We start from the raw sequence: 18,572 nt of genomic DNA, 5'->3' as shown, positions 1-18,572 counted from the left end.
CGTAGCGCTTGTATTCGCCAAAATACTTGGTGATCGCCGCCGTCAACGACGTCTTGCCATGATCGACGTGGCCAATCGTGCCAATGTTCACATGAGGCTTTGTACGCTCGAATTTACCTTTTGCCATAGTCTCTTTCCTTGGACGGCCTGGACCTTCAGTTCAGTCGAATGCGGGGCGATTAGCGACTACGGCCGAAAAACACAAGTGCCTTGTGGCCGAACGCATTTTCACTCGATCCCGAACCCATGATCCGATTTCAGGGATGTGACGCCGATATGGGAATGAGGCGACGCAAATGTAAGACGAACACCACCGCGGCCAGTCGCGACACAAACTCTTAATGAAAACGGGGGCAAGATAACGCCCGGGCACCTTGCGGCGCGGGCAAACGGGCACCATGCGGATAGCCGACATCACGGCAGGAAAAAACCTGCAACGTCTTATCTATCTCGCCGTCTGCGGCTTGATCTTTGCCTATCTCTGCGTGCTTGTCATTGCGGTATCGATTGGCGATTGGCTGTTCGACGCGAACGGACAGCCAATCGCCACCGATTTCCTGGCATTTTGGGGCGCTGGCAAGTTTGTTCTGCAAGGCCACGCAGCCGATGCCTATAACTTGGAAATGCACAAGAGCATCTCGTCCGCTGAAAGCGGCGCCGTTTTCAATGGCTATTATTCCTGGCAATATCCTCCAACTTTCCTGCTGGTGACCGCAGCATTGGCGCTGGTGTCTTATCCCGCCGCGTTGGTTTCATGGATGGCATTCGGGATAACGTTCTATGCCTTTGCCATACGGCTGATCGGGGAGACACGCCTTGCGGTTCTGGCAGCCATGGCCTGGCCTCCCGTGCTTTGGAACACAGCGGTCGGGCAAAACGGCTTCGTCACCGCCGCCCTGCTTGGCGCAGCTATCGCATCGATTGAGAAACGCCCGGCGCTCGCCGGCCTCTTCTTCGGTCTGCTTACCTACAAGCCGCAGTTCGGTCTAATCATACCCGTTGCCCTCATCGCTGGAGGCTATTGGCGGGTCATCGGATGGGCCACCATTTCCGCCACTGCAATGGCCGTGCTTTCCATCGCCGTTTTCGGCACGCAGATCTGGTCCGACTTCTTTGACACCGCCGCCAAGATAAACGGGATGATCCTCGTCGACGGCAGGGCCGATTTTTCAAAACTTCAAAGCCTCTATGGTTTTGTCCGCGCGCTTGGCGGAAGCTTGACGACCGCATGGGTCGCGCAGGGTTTTCTCATCGCAGCCCTGAGCGCCGGCATCATCTGGATATGGCTTCAAAAAGGAGCTTTCCATGTCAAGGCAGCAGCTCTCGCAACGGCGACGATCCTCGGCTCGCCGTACGCGTTCATCTACGATTTCGTAGCCCTCGCCGTTCCATTGGTGTTTCTGGGGAAAACAGGTTTTTCGGCGAAAGAGAGCGCCGTCGTGATCGCTGCAGGCATTCTGGTCGGCTGCGGTCCCTCGCAATACGCTCCCACCGCGTTCTTCTCGGCGCTGCTCGTGCTCAGCCTGGTGATCGGCCGTGCATTGCAGGTCTATGCCGTCCCGATACGTCCGGCGGTTTCGCGGGCCGGAATGGTCCGCGCGAACTGAAGCAAATCCTGCTCCCTTGCCCGTTGGCGCCCATTGCCGCCATTAACCAGGTCTGATTTCCTGATCCAATGCATTTCATTCCGATCGCCATCCGCGGCCCGCTGTTCATGATCCTCTCGACCGGGTCCTATGTCGTCAACGACACGATGATGAAGCTGGCGACGGTGGGGCTGGCACCCTATGAGGTGCTGTTTCTGCGCGGGACGGCGGCGACGCTGTGGGGCATCCCGTTGCTGTTTGCGCTGGGTTACGCCAAGCAGATCCCGCTGATCCTCGAAAGAAGAGTGTTACGGAGAAACCTGTTCGAGCTGGCGGCAATCCTTTGCTACGTGGTGGCGCTGGCCAACATGCAGATCGCCGATTCGACCGCCTTGGGGCAGATCACTCCTCTGCTTATGCTGATTGGCTCCTCTGTCCTGTTCCGCGAACGGATCGGAGGGCTGCGCATGGCGCTGATCGGGCTCGGCTTCATCGGAGCGGTGATGGTGGCGCAGCCGACCATGCAGGGAATCTCGGTCTACGCCCTGCTGGCGCTCGGCAACGCGGCATTCGCCGCCGCGCGCGATCTCGCCGGGCGGCGGGTTGCCGCCGATGTGCCTGGAATGATCGTGGCTATTTCCGCGGTGGTGGTGGTGCTGGTCGGCTCAGGCGTCGCGCATTTGGTGTCGGAGCGTTGGGTGATGCCCGAGACGCATCATCTGCTGCTGATGGCCGGGGCCGGATTGTTCCTGATCTTCGGCCACTTCTTCATCTTCATGGCCTATCGCGTCGGGCCAACTGGCGTGGTGGCGCCGTTCTATTACTGCTTCACCGTCTGGGCAGTCATTTCGGGTCTGGTGGTGTTCCAGCAATTCCCGAACGCGCTGGCGATCAGCGGCATCCTTCTGGTGGTGGCCAGCGGACTGACCATCGTGTCGCTCGACGAACGCAGGCGCCGACTGACCGTGGTCGCCTAATTCAAGCAGTGGTCACCGCTAAAATGGAGAAGAGACTGTGACAAGCCAGGAGAATGCCGGCAACCGCATGCTTGCCGGAAAGTGCCTGTGCGGCACCGTGCAATACGCGGTGGCCGACGAGTTCATCTACGCCGCGAACTGCCACTGCTCGAACTGCCGGCGCACCACCGGTTCCGCCTTCAAGCCGTTTGCCGGCATCGAGCGTGAGAGACTGAGCCTGACCAATGGCGAGGACAACCTCCTGATGTTCGGCGATGAGGCCGCCCATGACACGCACTGCAAGACCTGCGGCTCATTGCTCTATTCGGTCGTCCGCGACGGCGCCTTCGTGCACGTCGCGATCGGAACCCTCGTCGACGAGCCGGCCATCCGCCCGACGCATCACATCTTTGTCGGCTCCAAGGCGAAGTGGTTCGCAATCACCGACGACCTGCCCCAATTCGAAGAGCATGTGGTGAACGCCGAAGGTGCTGACGGACAGCCGGCACAGACCGGCAGCTAGAGAATTATCCTCGGCTCGATAAGCGAGCGCTTGGACATGAAGTGAAAGAGATTGCGCGGTGTTCGGGGATAGATGATCCGGCCATCGCGCAAGGCTCCCGGATCGCCGAAAACATGCAGCGTCGAGGGATCATCGGCATCGCCTTCAGGAATGCCTCCCCATTTTTGCGGATCGTAGTAATCGACGAGAAATCCATAGTCGTAGCGGCAAAACCGCATCGCCTTGGCCAACGCCGCCGGCGACAGGTCCGAAGGGCTGATTTTCCTGCCGCCGACCTGCAGCCGTGGCAGGTCGAATACCCGTCCGCTTACAGAGGATAGAAACGCCTTCACTCTGTCCATCTGCTCGAATTTGAAGACATGTTCGAAGAGGAACAGGCTGCAGCCGGTAAAATAGCGCGGCGACGCCACGTGGAACTGGATCTCCCAGGAGCAGGCGCAGTATTTCTCGATGTTGAAAATGAACGTATCGAAGTCCGGATCGACCGGAATGCCGAGCCTTTCAAGCTTCTCCTTATCCACGTCCGGCCTGGTCAGAACCCGAGTGTCGGAGATCCTGCTGGAATAGGCGGAGAGAAGCCGCTCCAGGGGATCGCGGACGATCGTGAACCGGCCCTTGTGTCCGTCATATGTGGGAAAGAAAGGGTCGACGTAGTTTGTCGCCAAATGGCCGTGAACGTCATTGTCGGGGTCGAACCCGGGGAGCGAGCCTTCCTTTCCGTCGAGCGCCATAAGCGCATATTTGACGCTGCTGCTGCCACTTTTCGGGATGGGATAATAGGTGATCGCGAGTTCTTTTATTTCAATCGCCATTGCCGACTGCGCCCGACATCGCCCATCCCGCCCAAATCCGTGCCGGAAATTCCTATCAGAGTTGCCCGCTTGCCTCTAGCCAGGGATAAGCGGGCCGCAGCCCGGTATCCTGCCCCAGGCGACAAGTGCAAAAGCGCCGAACGTTAGAGACGCTCAACCAAATTATCGTTTCGTTTTCGCATTCTCTGTCAAAGAAACTATAGTGATCGCGTTTACCAGATTTGTTGCGGGGATTTTCCGTGGCATTGCCGCCGGACTGGATGCCCAACGTTCCGATGAAGCGGGTCATTTGCCATTGGACGGCAGGCTCGCATTCGGCAGGCGAGACCGACAAGGACGCCTATCATATCCTGGTCGAGGGGAATGGCGGCCTCGTCAGGGGCCGGCCTTCCATCACGCTCAATTCCGGCAGGGTGAAATCGGGATACGCAGCTCACACCCTCAACTGCAACAGCGGCTCGATCGGGGTTTCCCTGTGCTGCATGGCCGGGGCGGAGGAAAGACCATTCAATGCCGGCCAATACCCGATGACGAGGACGCAGTGGGATGCGCTGATCGTTGTCGTCGCCGCGCTTTGCAAATACTATCGCATCAAGGTCACGCCCAAAACGGTTCTTTCGCACGCCGAGGTCGAGCGCAATCTCGGCATCGAGCAACGCGGAAAATGGGATGTTAGCCGCCTGCCCTTTGACCCGACGGTCGTCGGCGCGAGGGCTTGCGGCGACCGGCTGCGCCAGCAGGTCATGGCAGCGATGGGGTCGATGCCCGACCTGCCCGTCAGAAGCGGCCGTGACGCGGCTCTCGAGACTGCCTTCAGGCGTCTGCTCGATGAATTGTGGCCAATCCTGGCCAGAGGGCTCGAAGCTGGCTTCAACACGCTGGTCCGAGAAATCCTCAAAAGGATCAGGTAGGACGTTTCAGCGCCCGCGCCGCACCGTCGCACGGGTAATTGGACGAGAAGTCGCGGCTTCCCAGAGCGGAAAGCCGCGATATCGGATGGACCGAAAGCGGCCGGCCAGAACACGTCAGGCGGCCCGCCGAGGCCGCCTTGCCTGTCGGCCTTTAATCTCTAAAGAGCCCGGTTCCCGGTGAACTGGTGATAGGCCCACAGAACGACCACCGATCCCAGCACGGCGACGATCAGGCTGTAGATGTTGAGGCCGGTAACGCCTGACGCGCCAAAGGCGCTGAAGATCAGGCCGCCGACAACAGCGCCGACGATCCCGAGTATGATATCAAGAACAAGGCCCTGCCCGCTCTTGTTGACGATCTTGCTGCCTATAAAGCCGTCGATAACGCCAAGGATGATCCAGCTTAATATTGACATTTTCCTCTCCATTCCCCGCCTCCGATTACTTCCACATTATTAAGCAAAGCTCAAGCCAACTTGAAATTCATGATTACGGAAAGCTCAACCAGCTTGAAATTCGACCCGAATGGGTCATTGTGGAGATGGGACGGGCAACATTGACATGGAGATCCACAATGGGACTGTTTGACAATGCCGTTCCCGGCGGTAACGTCGCCAAGCCGCTGATGATCGCGCTCGGTGCGCTGCTGGTTGGAAAAATGCTGAGCGGTGGAAGTTCCGCCCAGACCGATCCGGCCCAAAGCCCCGCCCCCGTGCCGCCTGATACAACCGCATCCGCCGACGGTGGCTTGCTCGGCGGACTGGGCGGCCTGCTCGATAAGTTGAAAGACGCCGGCCACGGCAATGCCGCCGATTCGTGGGTCGGCACCGGGCAGAACCAGCCCATCCAGGCCAACGATCTGGGCAATGCGTTGGGCCCGCAGGTCATTCGCGAGATCGCGCAAAGGACAGGGCTGAACGAGCAGGACTTGCTCAAGCAATTGTCCGCGGCTTTGCCGGGTCTCGTCGACCAGATGACGCCGAACGGGCAAGTGCCGCAGCAAAATCAACTCGCGTCGATATTGAACAGGTTCACCAGTTAGGCAGGCAGCTCACCGCGCATCCGTTGGACGCGCTACGAAGCTTCAACACGTCGAATTTTTGATTTGCGGATGATCCCGTTCGCAGGCGCGTTTCAACTTGCGCTGAGCATGGATTCGGGATGATGCGCGAAGCCCTACGGAGCAGCGAATGGAAATCTGGAGCGGGTAGCGGGAATCGAACCCGCATATTCAGCTTGGAAGGCTGCTGCTCTACCACTGAGCTATACCCGCGCCTTTCAGTTAGGCATCGGCCGAAAACCGCTATGCACTTTTCGATCCGATGCTTCCGCGTTTCAGGGCTTCCGGGCCGGCAGTGGTGGAGAGGGTTGGATTTGAACCAACGTAGGCATAGCCAACGGATTTACAGTCCGTCCCCTTTAACCACTCGGGCACCTCTCCAGTCTGCCGCCGGAGCCATGCAACGAGGCATCGACGCGTCGCAACCGCCGTAGCAGCCCTTCGCGAAGCGCCTTATGGCGGCAGCGCCCAAAACTGTCAACCGCAACATCCCGGCAAAACGCGCTGAATTTGATGCCTCGCCCGACAAGCAGGTTCGGCGGCTGTATCCATACGCAGACGACACGGCTATAGAACCGGCCATGAGCAACGACAACAAGCCCAAGACCCCAAAAGACACCCACTACGCCAAGCTGCGCCGTGCGCATCGAGACGAGAAGAGCGGCGGCGCGCCGGCGTTCAGGCCGCGCCAGCCGGTGCCGCCGGGTGAGACCGCCGCGGACGGCCTGGTGAGGCTCTACGGCCTGCATACGGTGCGGGCAACACTCGACAATCCGCGCCGGCGGATCAGGAAGATGCTGGTGACGCGCAATGCCGCCGAGCGGCTGGCGATCGCCGACCTCGCCGCCCTGCCCTTCAAGGCAGAGCTGGTCGAACCGAAGGATATCGACAAGGTCACCGGCTCCGATGCCGTCCATCAAGGTGTGCTGATCGAAGCCGAGCCGCTGAAGCCCAAGCGCCTCGATGCGCTCGGCGATACGACGCTGGTGCTGGTGCTCGACCAGGTCACCGACCCGCACAATGTCGGTGCGATCTTGCGCTCGGCAGTCGCCTTCGGCGCCGGCGCGCTGATCACCACGGCGCGCCACAGCCCGCATGAATCCGGCGTGCTGGCGAAATCGGCCTCCGGCGCACTGGAGCATATCGACCAGATCGAAGTGAAGAACCTCGCCGACGCGCTCGGCCAGTTGCACGAGGCCGGCTTCCAGACCATCGGCCTCGATTCGGACGGGCCGGCGGAACTCGAAAAGAGTTTTTCGGGAGAAAAGATCGCATTGGTGCTGGGCGCCGAAGGCAAGGGCCTGCGCCAGAAGACGCGCGAGACGGTGACGACGCTCGCCCGGCTCGACATGCCCGGCGCCATCCGCTCGCTCAACGTGTCGAATGCTGCGGCGGTGAGCCTTTATGCGGCGAGGAAATTTCTAGGGCAGTAAGGGAATAGGGCAATAAGGCAGTATGTTTCGCTCAGGGTAGATCCACCCTACTGCCCTACTGCCCTACTGCCCTACTGCCCTAACCCATGCCCCGCCATCCGCTCCAGCGCCTTGACCAGCGCCGAATGATCCTCCTTGGCGCCGCCATTGGCCGCGCAGGAGTTGAACAATTGCTGCGTCGTCGAGGTGTTGGGCAGCGCGACGCCAAGCGCTTTTGCCCCTTCCAGTGCGAGATTAAGATCCTTCTGGTGCAGTTCGATGCGAAAGCCCGGCGCGAAGCTGCGCTTGATCATGCGCTCGCCATGCACTTCTAGAATGCGCGAGGCCGCTAGCCCGCCCATCAGCGCTTGTCGTACCTTGGCCGGGTCGGCACCGGCTTTCGACGCAAAAACAAGCGCTTCGGCGACTGCTTCAATGGTCAGCGCAACGACGATCTGGTTGGCGACCTTGGTGGTCTGGCCGACACCGTTGGGGCCAACCAGCGTGATGTTCTTGCCCATCTTCCCGAACACCGGCCTGGCGCGCTCGAAGGCCTTTTCCTCGCCGCCGACCATGATGGTCAGCGATGCGGCCTTGGCGCCGACCTCGCCGCCGGACACCGGCGCGTCGAGATAGTCGCAGCCGAGATCGTTGATCTTCTCGGCGAATTCCTTCGTTTTGATCGGCGAGATCGAACTCATATCGATGACCAGCTTGCCCCCGGACAGACCTGAGGCGACGCCGTTGTTGCCGAACAGCACATCGGCCACCTCAGGCGTGTCGGGAACCATGGTGATGATGATGTCGGCCGTTTTCGCCACGACGTCATGGCCGGTGACGGTCTTCAAACCCTTGGCGACGAGATCGGCCGGCGGTTTCGAGCGGTGGTCGCTGGCGACGACGGTGTAGCCAGCGTCGAGCAGATGCCCCGCCATCGGCGCGCCCATGATGCCGAGGCCGATGAAACCGATGGTTTCCATTCATTTTCTCCGTCGTGTTCCTTGTTAAGGCCGCGTTCCTTCGCGCCCCCCTCTGGCCTGCCGGCCCTCTCCCCCACAAGGAGGGAGATTGGATTGTCACCGCCGCCTTCGCCAATCTCCAAGGTTGCAGGAGTGAGCGAGGCGCCGAAGCTGCCAATCTCCCCACCCGTGGGGGAGATGGCCGGCAGGCCAGAGGGGGGCGCGAAGGAATGCGACCTCAATCACTACCTCCCCGGTCGCTAAGCCGCCGCACTACCCTGCCCGGCCAAGTTCCGGAACCATCCGAGTCCGGCTTCCGTGCCGGCCTTCGGCTTGTACTCCGCCCCAATCCAGCCGGAATAACCAATGCGGTCGATGTGGCTGTACAGAAAGGGAAAATTGATCTCGCCCGTCCCCGGCTCATGACGGCCGGGATTGTCCGCAAGCTGGATATGCGCGATGCGGCCGAGGTTTGCCTCGATGGTGCGGGCGAGATCCCCCTCCATGATCTGCATGTGATAGATGTCGTATTGCAGGAACAGGTTCTTCGAGCCGACGCGGTCGATGAGCGCCAAGGCCTGAACCGAATAATTCAGGAAGAAGCCTGGAATATCGAGCGTGTTGATCGGCTCGATCAGAAGCCTGATGCCGGCCTGCTCCAGCTTCTCTGCTGCGAAAGCCAGGTTCTCGGCAAAGACATCTTCCAGCACGCTCCGTTCGACGCCTTGCGGCGCGATACCAGCGAGGCAGTTGACCTGTTCGCAGCCCAGCGCATGGGCATAGGTGATCGCCTTGGCGACGCCTTGCCGGAACTCGGGAACGCGATCCGGCAACACGGCGATGCCGCGCTCGCCCTTGGCCCAATCGCCGGCCGGCAGGTTGAACAGCACCTGGGTCAGGCCGTTCTTCCTGAGCCTCGCGGCAACCACCTCCGGCGCATGGTCATAAGGACCGATATATTCGACGCCTTTGAAGCCGGCGCGGGCGGCGGCATCGAAGCGGTCGAGGAAATCGTGCTCGCCAAAGAGCATCGAAAGATTAGCTGAAAAACGCGGCATTCTCTTCTCCCATTCAGTCGAGCATCACGATCGCGGTCGGCGCATCTTCGTGATGTTCGGCAAGCTCCTCGAATTCGGTGATCTTGTCGATTTCGGTGCCCATCGAAATGTTGGTGACGCGCTCGAGGATGAATTCGAGCACGACGGGAACCTGGTGCTCCTTCATCAGGCGCTGTGCCTGATCGAAGGCGCCGGCGAATTCCTCCGGCCTGCGCACCCGGACCGCCTTGCAGCCCATGGCCTCGGCGACCGCAACGTGATCGACGCCGTAGCCAGCCTCGGGATCGTCTTTCCGGTTGACGTTCTCGAAGGCGAGACTGACCTCGAAATCCATCGAAAAGCCGCGCTGCGCCTGGCGGATCAGGCCGAGATAGGCATTGTTCACGACGACGTGGATATAGGGCAATTTATGCTGCGCGCCGGCCGCCAATTCCTCGATCATGAACTGGAAATCATAGTCGCCGGACAGCGCCACGATGTTGCGCTGCGGATCGGCGGCGCGGACGCCAAGCGCTGCCGGCAGCGTCCAGCCAAGCGGGCCGGCCTGGCCGCAATTGATCCAGTTGCGCGGCTTGTAGACATGCAGGAACTGCGCGCCGGCGATCTGCGAAAGTCCGATCGTGGTGACATAGGTGGTATCGCGGCCGAATGCCTTGTTCATCTCCTCATAGACGCGCTGCGGCTTCAGCGGCACCTGGTCGAAATGCGTCTTGCGCTTCATCGTCTTCTTGCGACCCTGGCATTCCCTGACCCAGCCCGACCAGTCGCGCAGTTTCCCCGCTGTCTTCCACTCGGTGGCGACGTCGAGCAGCATTTTGAGCGCCGCGCCCGCATCCGACACGACACCGAGATCCGGCGCGAAGACGCGGCCTATCTGAGTGGGCTCGATGTCGACATGGATGAATTTTTTGCCTCTGGTGTAGACGTCGACAGAGCCGGTGTGGCGGTTGGCCCAGCGGTTGCCGATGCCGAAGACGAAGTCGGCCTCGAGCATCGTCGCGTTGCCGTATCGATGCGACGTCTGCAGCCCGCACATGCCGGCCATCAGCCGGTGGTCGTCGGGGATCGCGCCCCAGCCCATCAGCGTCGGGATAACAGGCACGCCGGTAACTTCGGCGAATTCGATCAGCAGGTCCGAGGCATCGGCATTGATGATGCCGCCGCCGGCGACGATCAGCGGTCTTTCGGCCGCGTTTAGCATCGCCAACGCCTTCTCCGCCTGGCTGCGCGACATCGCCGGCTTGAACGGCACCAGCGGCTCATAGGCATCGATGTCGAACTCGATCTCGGCCAGTTGCACATCGACCGGCAGATCAACGAGAACCGGCCCCGGCCGCGACGAGCGCATCAGGTGGAACGCCTTCTGCAGCGCCATCGGCACGAGATAAGGTTCCATGACGGTGACCGCCCATTTGGCGACGGGCGCAGCGATGGCGGCGATGTCGACGGCCTGAAAATCCTCCTTGTTGAGACGCGCCCGCGGCGCCTGGCCGGTGATGCACAGGATGGGACTCGAATCGGCCGCCGCAGAATAGAGCCCGGTGATCATGTCGGTGCCGGCCGGACCCGAAGTGCCGACGCACAGGCCGATATTGCCTGATTTGGCGCGGGTAAAGCCTTCGGCCATGTGCGACGCCGCCTCGACATGGCGCGCGAGGATGTGGCGGATCGTGCCCCTCGCCTTCAGCGCCGAATAGAACGGGTTTATCGCAGCACCCGGTACGCCGAAGGCGCAGGAAATACCTTCCTTTTCCAAAACGAGAACCGCTGCGTCGACCGCGCGCATCCTGGCCATTTCAGCCTCCACGGAATTTGTTGATGGCTGAGAATGCCAGTGGGCCGACTATTTTTCAATTTTTTCAGAATATTTTTTCATTTCTAGAAAACAGCTACTATACTCTGATTTAATTATGTTTTCCGTTTTCCATGGATTCGGCGGATGCGAATCGTGAAAAACTTTTTCATTGCGCATTTCGCGAAATCGGCAAGAATGCCGTCATGGAAACCACCGAAAAACGCCAGCGCGGACGGCCGCGCGCCTTCAACGGTCCGTCCGAGGCCGCTTCGGTGCAGTCGCTCGATCGGGCGCTGCGCATCCTGGCCATCGTCGCCGACGGCAGCGGCCTGTCGCTGAGCGAGATCGCCGCGCAGAGCGGCCTCGCCGCGTCTACCGCCTACCGCATGCTGACAACGCTGGAAAACCACGGCATGGTCGAGTTCGACAGCACCGACCAACTCTGGTCGATCGGCGTCGAGACCTATCGTATGGGCGCGGCCTTCCTGCGCCGCCGCAAGCTGGTCGACCGTGCCCGCACTGTCATGCAGGAACTGATGGAGAAGACCGGCGAGACCGCCAATCTCGGCGTCGCCGAGGATGATTGCGTCGTCTTCGTCAGCCAGGTCGAGACGCATCAGGCGATCCGCGCTTTCTTCCGGCCGGGCACGCGCAGCTCCTTCCATGCCTCGGGCATCGGCAAGGCGGTGCTGGCGCATCTCGAGCCGGAGCGCGTCGGCGCCATCTTACGCCGGGCCGGGCTGGAGCGCTTCACCGAAAAGACGCTGTCCGACATCTCGGCGCTGGCGCGCGATCTGGTGACGATCAAGCTGCGCGGCTGGTCGGTCGACGACGAGGAGCGGCACCCAGGCATGCGCTGCGTGGCCGCCGCCATCTTCAACGAGTTCGGCGAGCCGATCGGCGGCGTTTCGGTTTCGGGACCGACGGTGCGGGTGACGCCGGAGCGGCTGGCTGAGATCGGCCCGCTCGTGCACGAAGCCGCAACGGAAATAACCAGGATGATTGGTGGTCTGCCGCCCCCTTCTTCACCAAGCCGCGCCGCCGAACCGGGTTCACTCTTCGAGATTGGCGCTGCGCGCTCACCTTGACAGCCGCCCGGCTACGGCCAAGTTTGCGTCCACCTTCCGCCAGCCGACGCCCGAAAGACGCATGAGCCTCCAATCCGTCAAAGCCTTCTTCGCCGAATATGCCCCCGACATCGAGGTGATCGAAACGCCGACAAGCTCGGCGACCGTCGCGCTCGCGGCCGAGGCGCACGGCGTCGAGCCGGGGCAGATCGCCAAGACCATCTGCCTGCGCGTCGGTGACCGGGTCATGCTGGTCGTCGCCCGCGGCGACGCGCGCATCGACAATCGCAAATCGCGCGATGCATTCGGCGGCAAGCCGCGCATGCTCGATGCCGAGCAGGTGGCCGAAATCACTGGCCATCCGATTGGCGGCGTCTGCCCCTTCGGCCTCGCCTCGCCGTTGCCGGTCTATTGCGACATATCGCTGCGCGCCTACGATCAGGTCGTGCCAGCGGCCGGCGCAACCAATGCAGCGGTGAAAATAGGCGTCGAGCGCATGGCAGCGCTGACCGGCGCCGAATGGTGCGACATCTGTCAGGATGAGCTAGGCTCCGGGCACCGCGCTCTTGGTCGATAAGTCGTAGAAATCGAGCAGCATCGCCAACCCAACTCCGCATGCGGTGAAGATGAGCCCGGCGATGAAGATGCGGGTGGCGCGTTCATAGACGCGTCGCTGTAGAGACGTTGTGTCGAGCAGCAACCGCAGCGCTCGTATCTGCAAGGCAATGCCTATCAAAATCGGCACGACTGCTGCCAGGTGATAGATTTCCCAAGGGAGCGGGTTGGCGGCCCAATGCGTGATGAAGCCCAGCGAGAAAGCCAGTAGAATGCCGACGGTGGTGATCGTGCCGTTGCGGAAATCCGTCTCAATCTGCTCTTCCTTGGGTTCGTGCTCGTCCAAGCGTCCCTCTCCCTCTGGTGCCTTCACCGCCAGACTAAGATGTCGAAAAATCCCTGTACATCCCTCGCTGGAACCGGTTGCGGTGCCGGGTTCAATTTTGCAACCCAGACAGCTGAAAAAGGGGCAGTGGGGTGCCCCTTCTTCCGGTTGCCTGAAACGGTCCTCTCAAAGCCGGCAGCGGTGACGGTAGCCGTCGTAGCCGACATAGGTGTCGGAGTACGGATCGTAGCTCTGATAGCGATTTAGACAGCGCCGGACGTGCCACGAACCGCCGTGGTCCTCGATGTAGACGGTGCGCGGCTGGGCGAGCGCGCTGCCGAGCAGGAAGCCGCCGAAGCCGGCGGCAATGCCGATGCCAAGGTGCTTGTTGTGATGCTTGTGATGGGCGGCCGAAGGCTGAACGGTGCCGGCCAGCATGGCGGCGGCGACAGCGGTGGCGATGAGGCCGGAAACGATGGTGTGCTTGAACATGACGATCTCCTTGCTGCGTTGTGTGAGAGGCGATCCATCCGCCTCTTGACCATCAGTCGTTGCGGCAAGGAAAAAGGTTCGATGATTTTTTTGAATTTTTTCGAACGAGGAAAATCGACCAGTCTGACAAGGTTCGCAGTCAGTATGCAATCATGACCGGTAGGCGGCGCCGGTCGACACCCCGGCGAGGAGGCCTCAGCCCATGCCGGTGATATGACGCAGCCAGAAGGCGAGCGCGATGAAGCCGATGATGGTGGTGACGCCGGTCCAATCGACATTGGCGCTCTTCAGATTCTTGACGAGCTTCACCAAGAGAATCCAGGCCACGACGACGACCAGGGCAATGACGACAAATCTGATCATGCGGCACCCTCGCCTACCCGATTGCACCTTCAATATAGGAAGCGAATTGGCCGTTTTCAGGATGCCCGCGCCGGCCGTTCCGGCGCGCTCACGGGTAGCCTAAAACAGAGTTTTGTCTTTACTGGCGCAACAAATATGCTAACCGGAGCGCCGTGCCCTTGTAGCTCAGCTGGTAGAGCAGCGGTTTTGTAAACCGAAGGTCGGCGGTTCGATTCCGTCCGGGGGCACCAGAAACTCGAATAAACAAAATAAAATCAACGGCCTTGGTTTGGGATCATCCCAGATCGTTTGTCCGGGGGAACCTACGGGGGAACCAACCCCGCATCGTATTCGGTTCATGGTCGGAACGCTACCAGTGCCAGTTCGGACAAACCACAATTGAGCCGAAGCAGGCTGTTGTCGCGATGGTGCTGGATGGCAAAAAGGATTTCGTCTTACCCGACGCTGTCAAAATAGAGGCGGAAGGAAGCCAATATAACTTCCGGCGATTGCCTTCCGAACAACTCTCGGAAGCCACGATCGAAATCTCGGGTTGCCATAACGGTCACCTTCAGCTTTGAACGCAACTCGTCGGATAACTAAGCTGGATTGAGCGTATACTGCTCGCGCTCATCGAAAGCCACGAACAGGCCTAGGGCAGCAGCTACTTCGAGGATAGCTTCGGTTAAATCGTCGTTGGATGCGACCAAACCAGGTGCAGCCTGCCGAACTTGGTTCAATGCTGCTTTGACCGAAACGGTGTCCCCATGGCCGGCCCTGTTGAGGACTGCGGCAATCGCCTGATCTAGAACTGGACCGACCCTATGGACGATTCTCATCCACCTTCCCCCCCGGGAACGTAAGAAGGTAATGGTAGCGTGTCTGGGGCTGCGATGCAACCGATGCGGGAAATCGCACCGAATTGGGTCTGGCGCGGGCAGATGGCGGGCCTTGGCCGGTCGCGGCGGAACTCATTGCTCTGGAAGAAACTTGCGAGCCCGTTTCCCGACCGATCAAAATCGTCGGCACCTGAAAGCGGCCAAACGAGGTTAACAGTAGGTCCAACGCTCGGGTACAAAGCGGTACACGGGCTTAACGGCTTCAGAGGAAGAGGCCCTTTCTATCCGATTGATTTCTGGTCAAATTCTGGTGGAACGCTCAAGTTGGATTTGGGTCTTAACGCGGTCCGGGGCACCCAGCAAGCGCCTCTTATGAGAACGTCTTAAGGCGGTCGATATCTGCTCATCCCCGATTTCCACAGGTTGGGACCGTAGCATATCAGTTCCAACGCTTATATTCCCTAGTGGAAACCAGAGGAGTCTCCGTTGGAGCAGAAACGCACGATCGCCCCCTTTATTGGTGGCATGTATGGCAGCCTTGCTGCCCTCGTGTTCGCGTTCGGTTTCCGCTTCCTGATAATTCCCGATCCTGATCCAACCTCGCAAACAACGATAATCCTTTCAGGACTGGCCTTTTCGATTTGTTTCAGCCTGACTTTCCTTCGCGAGCATCGACGCCAGATCGCTGCCGCCAGAAAATTTCTAAGCCGTCCAAGATCGTATCAGGACTAATCCCCGCGTTTTGCAACGCAAAGCCCCGGGTCCTCTGGGCCATCGGGCCATCAGAAAAATTCAGTAAAATCGAACCAACTGATGCAACAGGGCGATGCGTACCGCTCGCATCCCGCTACCGGGCATTTAAAGCCATTCGATTAAAATGCCCCTGTGTATATTAGCAATCGCTCAATTTAGCGCGTCGACAATGTCAGGGCGGCGGGTAAAATCAAATGGGTGATGTCATGCGAAGCGACTTCGCCGCTGCGCGCGAGCTCTTGGAGTGCGCCCAAAATCGGCTCTGCGGCATGGATGAAACGAGCCAACGCGTCAGCGAGGCATTGGACTCGCTGATTGAAGAAATAGCCATCGCGGAATTCCGGAAAGCGCCATTGACGGTCGTGCCGTTTCCGCGCGCGCGGCCACCTAAGCATGCTCGGTAAAACTGCCGATCGTGCCGCCGATGAAGGGACGGCAACTATCTCTCTCGGGATTGCTTGGCGCGTTCGCGCCTTACGCTTTTTGGAGCACATGCTTAAAATAAACTTCGCGAAAGCTGCGGCACTGGGATCTTTTGCCTTTGATGTGCCGGTGTTCTGAAACTGCGAGCTGATCCATGTCACGCTGTGGAGATGTCTACGAGAACAAGGTGACCGGCGAATATGCAGTGATCCTGCGCGGCACTGAAGACCGTGGCGAAGGGCCTGGCATCGTTTATTTAACCGCTCGGCCGGGGGCCGCGGTGGTAGGCGAGCACTTCCACCCGAACATGATTGAACGGTTTACCGTCTTCAGCGGCCGGCTCAATGCCTGCATCGCCGGGAAGACTTTCTCTCTGGGACCTGGCCAATCCGCCACGGCCGAGGCAGGCGTTGCACATGATTGGTGGAACAGCAGCAAGACCGACGAGGCCCAGATACTGATCGAAATCGAACGGGCGCACGGTGCGGACCACATTGACCCGAACCGTTTCGAACTGCTGATCGGCATGCTCTTCGGCCTGGCCAATGCTGGCAAGGTGGATAACAAAGGCAGACCTTCACCGCTTCAAGCGGCGGTCATCGCCAGGGAATTTGCCGACGTGATCGTCTTCACGCGGCCCCCACCTGCGGTTCAGCGGGTGGCGCTTGGGATACTTGCGCCTCTCGCCAATCTGCTTGGCTATCGGGCGATCGACCCCAGCTACTGTAGGCCGCATGGACATGTCACGCCGGCCCCCGAAATCCTGGCTTTAGTGGGGCTTCCAGCTGGCTGAGGTCGACGTCGCAAGTCAGCCGCGCCTAAAATCGTCAACTGTAGCTTGGACGAGACAATAGTTTTCCTTGCTCTGATACAGTAGACTTCGGGCTGTTGTCTCACAACGCGTATCTTTTCATTCGAAATTTTCAGGAGTAAGAAATGCCATTTCCGCCATCTCTAAAACAAGCCTGCTTAGTTGTAGCTCGGACGTCCGGAGATTTCCGGAAACGTACTCAGATGCTCATCCATCAGCTGGGCGCTCTTGATCTGGATCAAACAGCGCAAACGTATCCCCGACCGATTGCCGAAGCGATGGTTGGCGCCGAACAGGGCCGGATTTCGCTTATCAGGGCGCTTGCCGATTTCGATGCAAAATGCGCGACCCTAGAGAGCGCCGCCAAGACGGTCGCTCAATCGTAGTTGCCGGCTGTGGCGACGGCGGGTTCATCGCGCGCCGCCGCAATCGCCGTCCTGATCCTGATGCCCTATACCGTATCGACGGTTTCCCCGTCGCATCGCCGGCCGCTGTGTTTCGGTCGCTGATGCCTACCTTTGGGGGGCGAGGCTTGCACGCCTTCCCCATGCGCGCTGGTCAGGCCCAGCGAGTCCTCCTCCTTTCGTCGCCCCCTACCTTGTCGCAACCGTCCATGACGCACTTTTCCGCAACGCCGGAAGTAGCCGCCTGGCTTCATCTTCGCATGGTGCGAGCAATCTTTGCACCAAGCCGCAGCTTGTGAACTTATCCAGCGAGCGTTCGGAAAGGTCAGACCGACCAGCAGAGGGACCTTTAGGCATTCAGGTAACTCTTAAATCTTTGAACCACGCAGTTAAATCCGGATCGTGAGAAATCCACAAAAACCCAGGCGGCCCCGGTGCTTTGCGTGGACAAAACAATTTTTCACCACGCAAGAAGACGGCAATGTTTTCTCTTCGACATTGCAATTAGAGTCGGCTGTTGTTAACCTTCAATATCTACTCGGTGTCGATCAGGGGAAAAATCGACTCAGTTATCTAGTCTTCCAATCGAAACACGCTTTGTATTCAAAAGCGTGCGCCTGAGTTTGTGGAAATGCTGGGTGGAACACAATGCGCGCGATGACTTCCTATTGCCTGTCGATGGCGATGCTTCTGCCGCTGCTCGGGTGCGGTACAACAATTCCCAACATGACCACATCTTATCCCCGCGAGGGCGACGGAGAGAGGTTGGAAGAAGTTGAACTCGTCCAACTCATCAAATGTGAACTTCACTACGGTGTGCAAGAGGCGCTAGCTGCCTTTCCAGCAAACCAGGATGAACTGAGCGGCTACGACGTCGAATGGCTGAGAAATTGGGAAGCCAAAATGAGCCTTAAGATAACCGTCGACGAAAAAAGCACACTGATGCCCGGCTTGACCTACAAACTGCCGCTCCACACTGCGGTCTCTCAATTCAACGTCCCTACTCCGCAGAACTTCTCCGCATCTATTGGCCTTCAAGCGTCATCCCAGGGAACGCGATCTGAGACGATCGGTTTTAGCTACAAATTTGCAGATTTGTTAAAGGAGCCTGAACTCAATGAAAACTCCTGCAAGTCTCAGATTAAGAATAAAATTGTTCTCAATAATCTAAAAATCCCTGAATTCATTTTCAACAAGGCTTACGTGGCAAACCATACCGACGCAGTCGTGCAACGTGACGGGGAGTCGCCATATTCCACCTTCAGCGACGACATTACGTTTATCGTAACTTACGGTGGCAACGTAACTCCTGTCTGGAATCTCCTTCAGGTTACCGCAAATTCGACCTCGCCACTTTACAATTCGGTACGAACGAAGACCCACAATCTCACAATCACGCTCGGCAAGGTGGGGTCTGCCCAAGCTGCTGCCGTGGCGAACGCAAACCTGATCGGTCAAGCCGTCGCGCGAGCGCTCAACAATCGCTAAT

At 59.4% G+C, this 18,572-nt stretch carries 23 protein-coding genes and 3 tRNA genes; 14 read left to right on the top strand and 12 right to left on the bottom strand.

The genetic code is table 11. From position 1 onward, the window contains the following. A partial coding sequence (locus tag EN885_RS02965; protein ID WP_244571411.1) for a GTP-binding protein occupies positions 1-127 on the bottom strand: 127 nt, incomplete at its 3' end. A gap of 271 nt (positions 128-398) precedes the next feature. Here EN885_RS02965 and EN885_RS02960 point away from each other — a divergent pair. The 3 genes from EN885_RS02960 (at position 399) to EN885_RS02950 (ending at position 3,065) form a co-directional block, all read left to right on the top strand. Continuing rightward, positions 399-1,607 (top strand): glycosyltransferase family 87 protein, encoded by a 1,209-nt coding sequence (locus EN885_RS02960; protein ID WP_128241078.1) that lies wholly within the window; start codon positions 399-401, stop codon positions 1,605-1,607. A gap of 68 nt (positions 1,608-1,675) precedes the next feature. Continuing rightward, on the top strand, positions 1,676-2,563 hold the full coding sequence (locus EN885_RS02955; RefSeq protein WP_128241079.1) for a DMT family transporter: 888 nt from the start codon (positions 1,676-1,678) through the stop codon (positions 2,561-2,563). A 67-nt stretch (positions 2,564-2,630) separates the two neighbouring features. Then, entirely contained in the window at positions 2,631-3,065 is a 435-nt protein-coding gene (locus EN885_RS02950; protein ID WP_128241194.1) for a GFA family protein, read from the top strand. On the opposite strand, the gene EN885_RS02945 is transcribed toward EN885_RS02950, so the two are convergent. Then, positions 3,062-3,877: a sulfotransferase family 2 domain-containing protein gene (locus EN885_RS02945; RefSeq protein ID WP_128241080.1), complete on the bottom strand. Its 816-nt coding sequence runs from the start codon at positions 3,875-3,877 to the stop codon at positions 3,062-3,064. The two genes, EN885_RS02950 and EN885_RS02945, sit on opposite strands and share 4 nt — an antisense overlap. A gap of 239 nt (positions 3,878-4,116) precedes the next feature. Between EN885_RS02945 and EN885_RS02940 the strand changes: the two genes are divergently transcribed. Continuing rightward, positions 4,117-4,788 (top strand): N-acetylmuramoyl-L-alanine amidase, encoded by a 672-nt coding sequence (locus EN885_RS02940; protein WP_245458042.1) that lies wholly within the window; start codon positions 4,117-4,119, stop codon positions 4,786-4,788. Between the two features lie 158 nt (positions 4,789-4,946). On the opposite strand, the gene EN885_RS02935 is transcribed toward EN885_RS02940, so the two are convergent. After that, a complete protein-coding gene (locus EN885_RS02935; protein WP_128241081.1) occupies positions 4,947-5,204 on the bottom strand; it encodes a GlsB/YeaQ/YmgE family stress response membrane protein in 258 nt (85 codons plus the stop codon). 158 nt (positions 5,205-5,362) lie between these two features. Here EN885_RS02935 and EN885_RS02930 point away from each other — a divergent pair, with 158 nt between their 5' ends. Beyond that, positions 5,363-5,830: a YidB family protein gene (locus EN885_RS02930; RefSeq protein WP_127294091.1), complete on the top strand. Its 468-nt coding sequence runs from the start codon at positions 5,363-5,365 to the stop codon at positions 5,828-5,830. Between the two features lie 157 nt (positions 5,831-5,987). Here EN885_RS02930 and EN885_RS02925 read toward each other — a convergent pair. Both EN885_RS02925 and EN885_RS02920 read right to left on the bottom strand, forming a co-directional pair. Next, a tRNA-Gly gene (locus tag EN885_RS02925) sits at positions 5,988-6,061 on the bottom strand. Between the two features lie 83 nt (positions 6,062-6,144). Continuing rightward, positions 6,145-6,229: transfer RNA gene (locus tag EN885_RS02920), tRNA-Tyr, on the bottom strand. A gap of 200 nt (positions 6,230-6,429) precedes the next feature. On the opposite strand from EN885_RS02920, the gene EN885_RS02915 reads away from it, so the two are divergent. Beyond that, positions 6,430-7,281, top strand: coding sequence for an RNA methyltransferase (locus EN885_RS02915; protein WP_128241154.1), 852 nt, complete (start codon positions 6,430-6,432; stop codon positions 7,279-7,281). A 71-nt stretch (positions 7,282-7,352) separates the two neighbouring features. On the opposite strand, the gene EN885_RS02910 is transcribed toward EN885_RS02915, so the two are convergent. The 3 genes from EN885_RS02910 to gcl form a co-directional block, all read right to left on the bottom strand. Beyond that, positions 7,353-8,240, bottom strand: coding sequence for a 2-hydroxy-3-oxopropionate reductase (locus EN885_RS02910; RefSeq protein WP_128241155.1), 888 nt, complete (start codon positions 8,238-8,240; stop codon positions 7,353-7,355). Positions 8,241-8,479: 239 nt separating this feature from the next. Beyond that, positions 8,480-9,277, bottom strand: coding sequence for a hydroxypyruvate isomerase (hyi, locus tag EN885_RS02900; RefSeq protein WP_128241157.1), 798 nt, complete (start codon positions 9,275-9,277; stop codon positions 8,480-8,482). 13 nt (positions 9,278-9,290) lie between these two features. After that, on the bottom strand, positions 9,291-11,072 hold the full coding sequence (gene gcl / locus EN885_RS02895; protein ID WP_128241158.1) for a glyoxylate carboligase: 1,782 nt from the start codon (positions 11,070-11,072) through the stop codon (positions 9,291-9,293). A 203-nt stretch (positions 11,073-11,275) separates the two neighbouring features. Here gcl and bhcR point away from each other — a divergent pair, with 203 nt between their 5' ends. Together bhcR and EN885_RS02885 are read left to right on the top strand one after the other, a co-directional pair. Next, positions 11,276-12,160, top strand: a complete 885-nt coding sequence (gene bhcR / locus EN885_RS02890) for an HTH-type transcriptional regulator BhcR (RefSeq protein ID WP_128241159.1) — start codon at positions 11,276-11,278, stop codon at positions 12,158-12,160. A gap of 61 nt (positions 12,161-12,221) precedes the next feature. Continuing rightward, positions 12,222-12,716 (top strand): YbaK/EbsC family protein, encoded by a 495-nt coding sequence (locus tag EN885_RS02885; RefSeq protein ID WP_126106717.1) that lies wholly within the window; start codon positions 12,222-12,224, stop codon positions 12,714-12,716. Here the strand turns inward: EN885_RS02885 and EN885_RS02880 are convergent. The 3 genes from EN885_RS02880 to EN885_RS33480 form a co-directional block, all read right to left on the bottom strand. Then, positions 12,684-13,040, bottom strand: coding sequence for a hypothetical protein (locus EN885_RS02880; RefSeq protein WP_095489666.1), 357 nt, complete (start codon positions 13,038-13,040; stop codon positions 12,684-12,686). The two genes, EN885_RS02885 and EN885_RS02880, sit on opposite strands and share 33 nt — an antisense overlap. Before the next feature lie 165 nt (positions 13,041-13,205). Beyond that, positions 13,206-13,511 carry a BA14K family protein gene (locus EN885_RS02875; RefSeq protein ID WP_126106719.1) on the bottom strand — a complete coding sequence of 102 codons (306 nt, stop codon included), beginning with the start codon at positions 13,509-13,511 and terminating at the stop codon, positions 13,206-13,208. Positions 13,512-13,706: 195 nt separating this feature from the next. Beyond that, positions 13,707-13,874: a hypothetical protein gene (locus tag EN885_RS33480; RefSeq protein WP_095489459.1), complete on the bottom strand. Its 168-nt coding sequence runs from the start codon at positions 13,872-13,874 to the stop codon at positions 13,707-13,709. A gap of 154 nt (positions 13,875-14,028) precedes the next feature. Here EN885_RS33480 and EN885_RS02870 point away from each other — a divergent pair. Continuing rightward, positions 14,029-14,104, top strand: a tRNA-Thr gene (locus EN885_RS02870). 348 nt (positions 14,105-14,452) lie between these two features. Here the strand turns inward: EN885_RS02870 and EN885_RS02865 are convergent. After that, positions 14,453-14,692 (bottom strand): hypothetical protein, encoded by a 240-nt coding sequence (locus tag EN885_RS02865; protein ID WP_095489460.1) that lies wholly within the window; start codon positions 14,690-14,692, stop codon positions 14,453-14,455. 486 nt (positions 14,693-15,178) lie between these two features. On the opposite strand from EN885_RS02865, the gene EN885_RS02860 reads away from it, so the two are divergent. The 5 genes from EN885_RS02860 (at position 15,179) to EN885_RS02840 (ending at position 18,571) form a co-directional block, all read left to right on the top strand. Then, positions 15,179-15,424 (top strand): hypothetical protein, encoded by a 246-nt coding sequence (locus EN885_RS02860; protein WP_128241160.1) that lies wholly within the window; start codon positions 15,179-15,181, stop codon positions 15,422-15,424. 414 nt (positions 15,425-15,838) lie between these two features. Beyond that, positions 15,839-16,006 (top strand): hypothetical protein, encoded by a 168-nt coding sequence (locus EN885_RS33475; protein ID WP_164897774.1) that lies wholly within the window; start codon positions 15,839-15,841, stop codon positions 16,004-16,006. A gap of 49 nt (positions 16,007-16,055) precedes the next feature. Next, positions 16,056-16,661: a cupin domain-containing protein gene (locus EN885_RS02850; protein WP_245492991.1), complete on the top strand. Its 606-nt coding sequence runs from the start codon at positions 16,056-16,058 to the stop codon at positions 16,659-16,661. Positions 16,662-16,804: 143 nt separating this feature from the next. Then, positions 16,805-17,065: a hypothetical protein gene (locus EN885_RS02845; protein ID WP_128241162.1), complete on the top strand. Its 261-nt coding sequence runs from the start codon at positions 16,805-16,807 to the stop codon at positions 17,063-17,065. Positions 17,066-17,731: 666 nt separating this feature from the next. After that, positions 17,732-18,571: a hypothetical protein gene (locus EN885_RS02840; RefSeq protein WP_128241163.1), complete on the top strand. Its 840-nt coding sequence runs from the start codon at positions 17,732-17,734 to the stop codon at positions 18,569-18,571. Position 18,572: the final 1 nt, after the last annotated feature.

The organism is Mesorhizobium sp. M6A.T.Cr.TU.014.01.1.1, from assembly GCF_004022765.1.
Classification (GTDB): domain Bacteria; phylum Pseudomonadota; class Alphaproteobacteria; order Rhizobiales; family Rhizobiaceae; genus Mesorhizobium; species Mesorhizobium mediterraneum.
The sequence above is the reverse complement of the archived record's forward strand: the minus strand, read 5'-3'. Positions and strand labels throughout refer to the sequence as shown.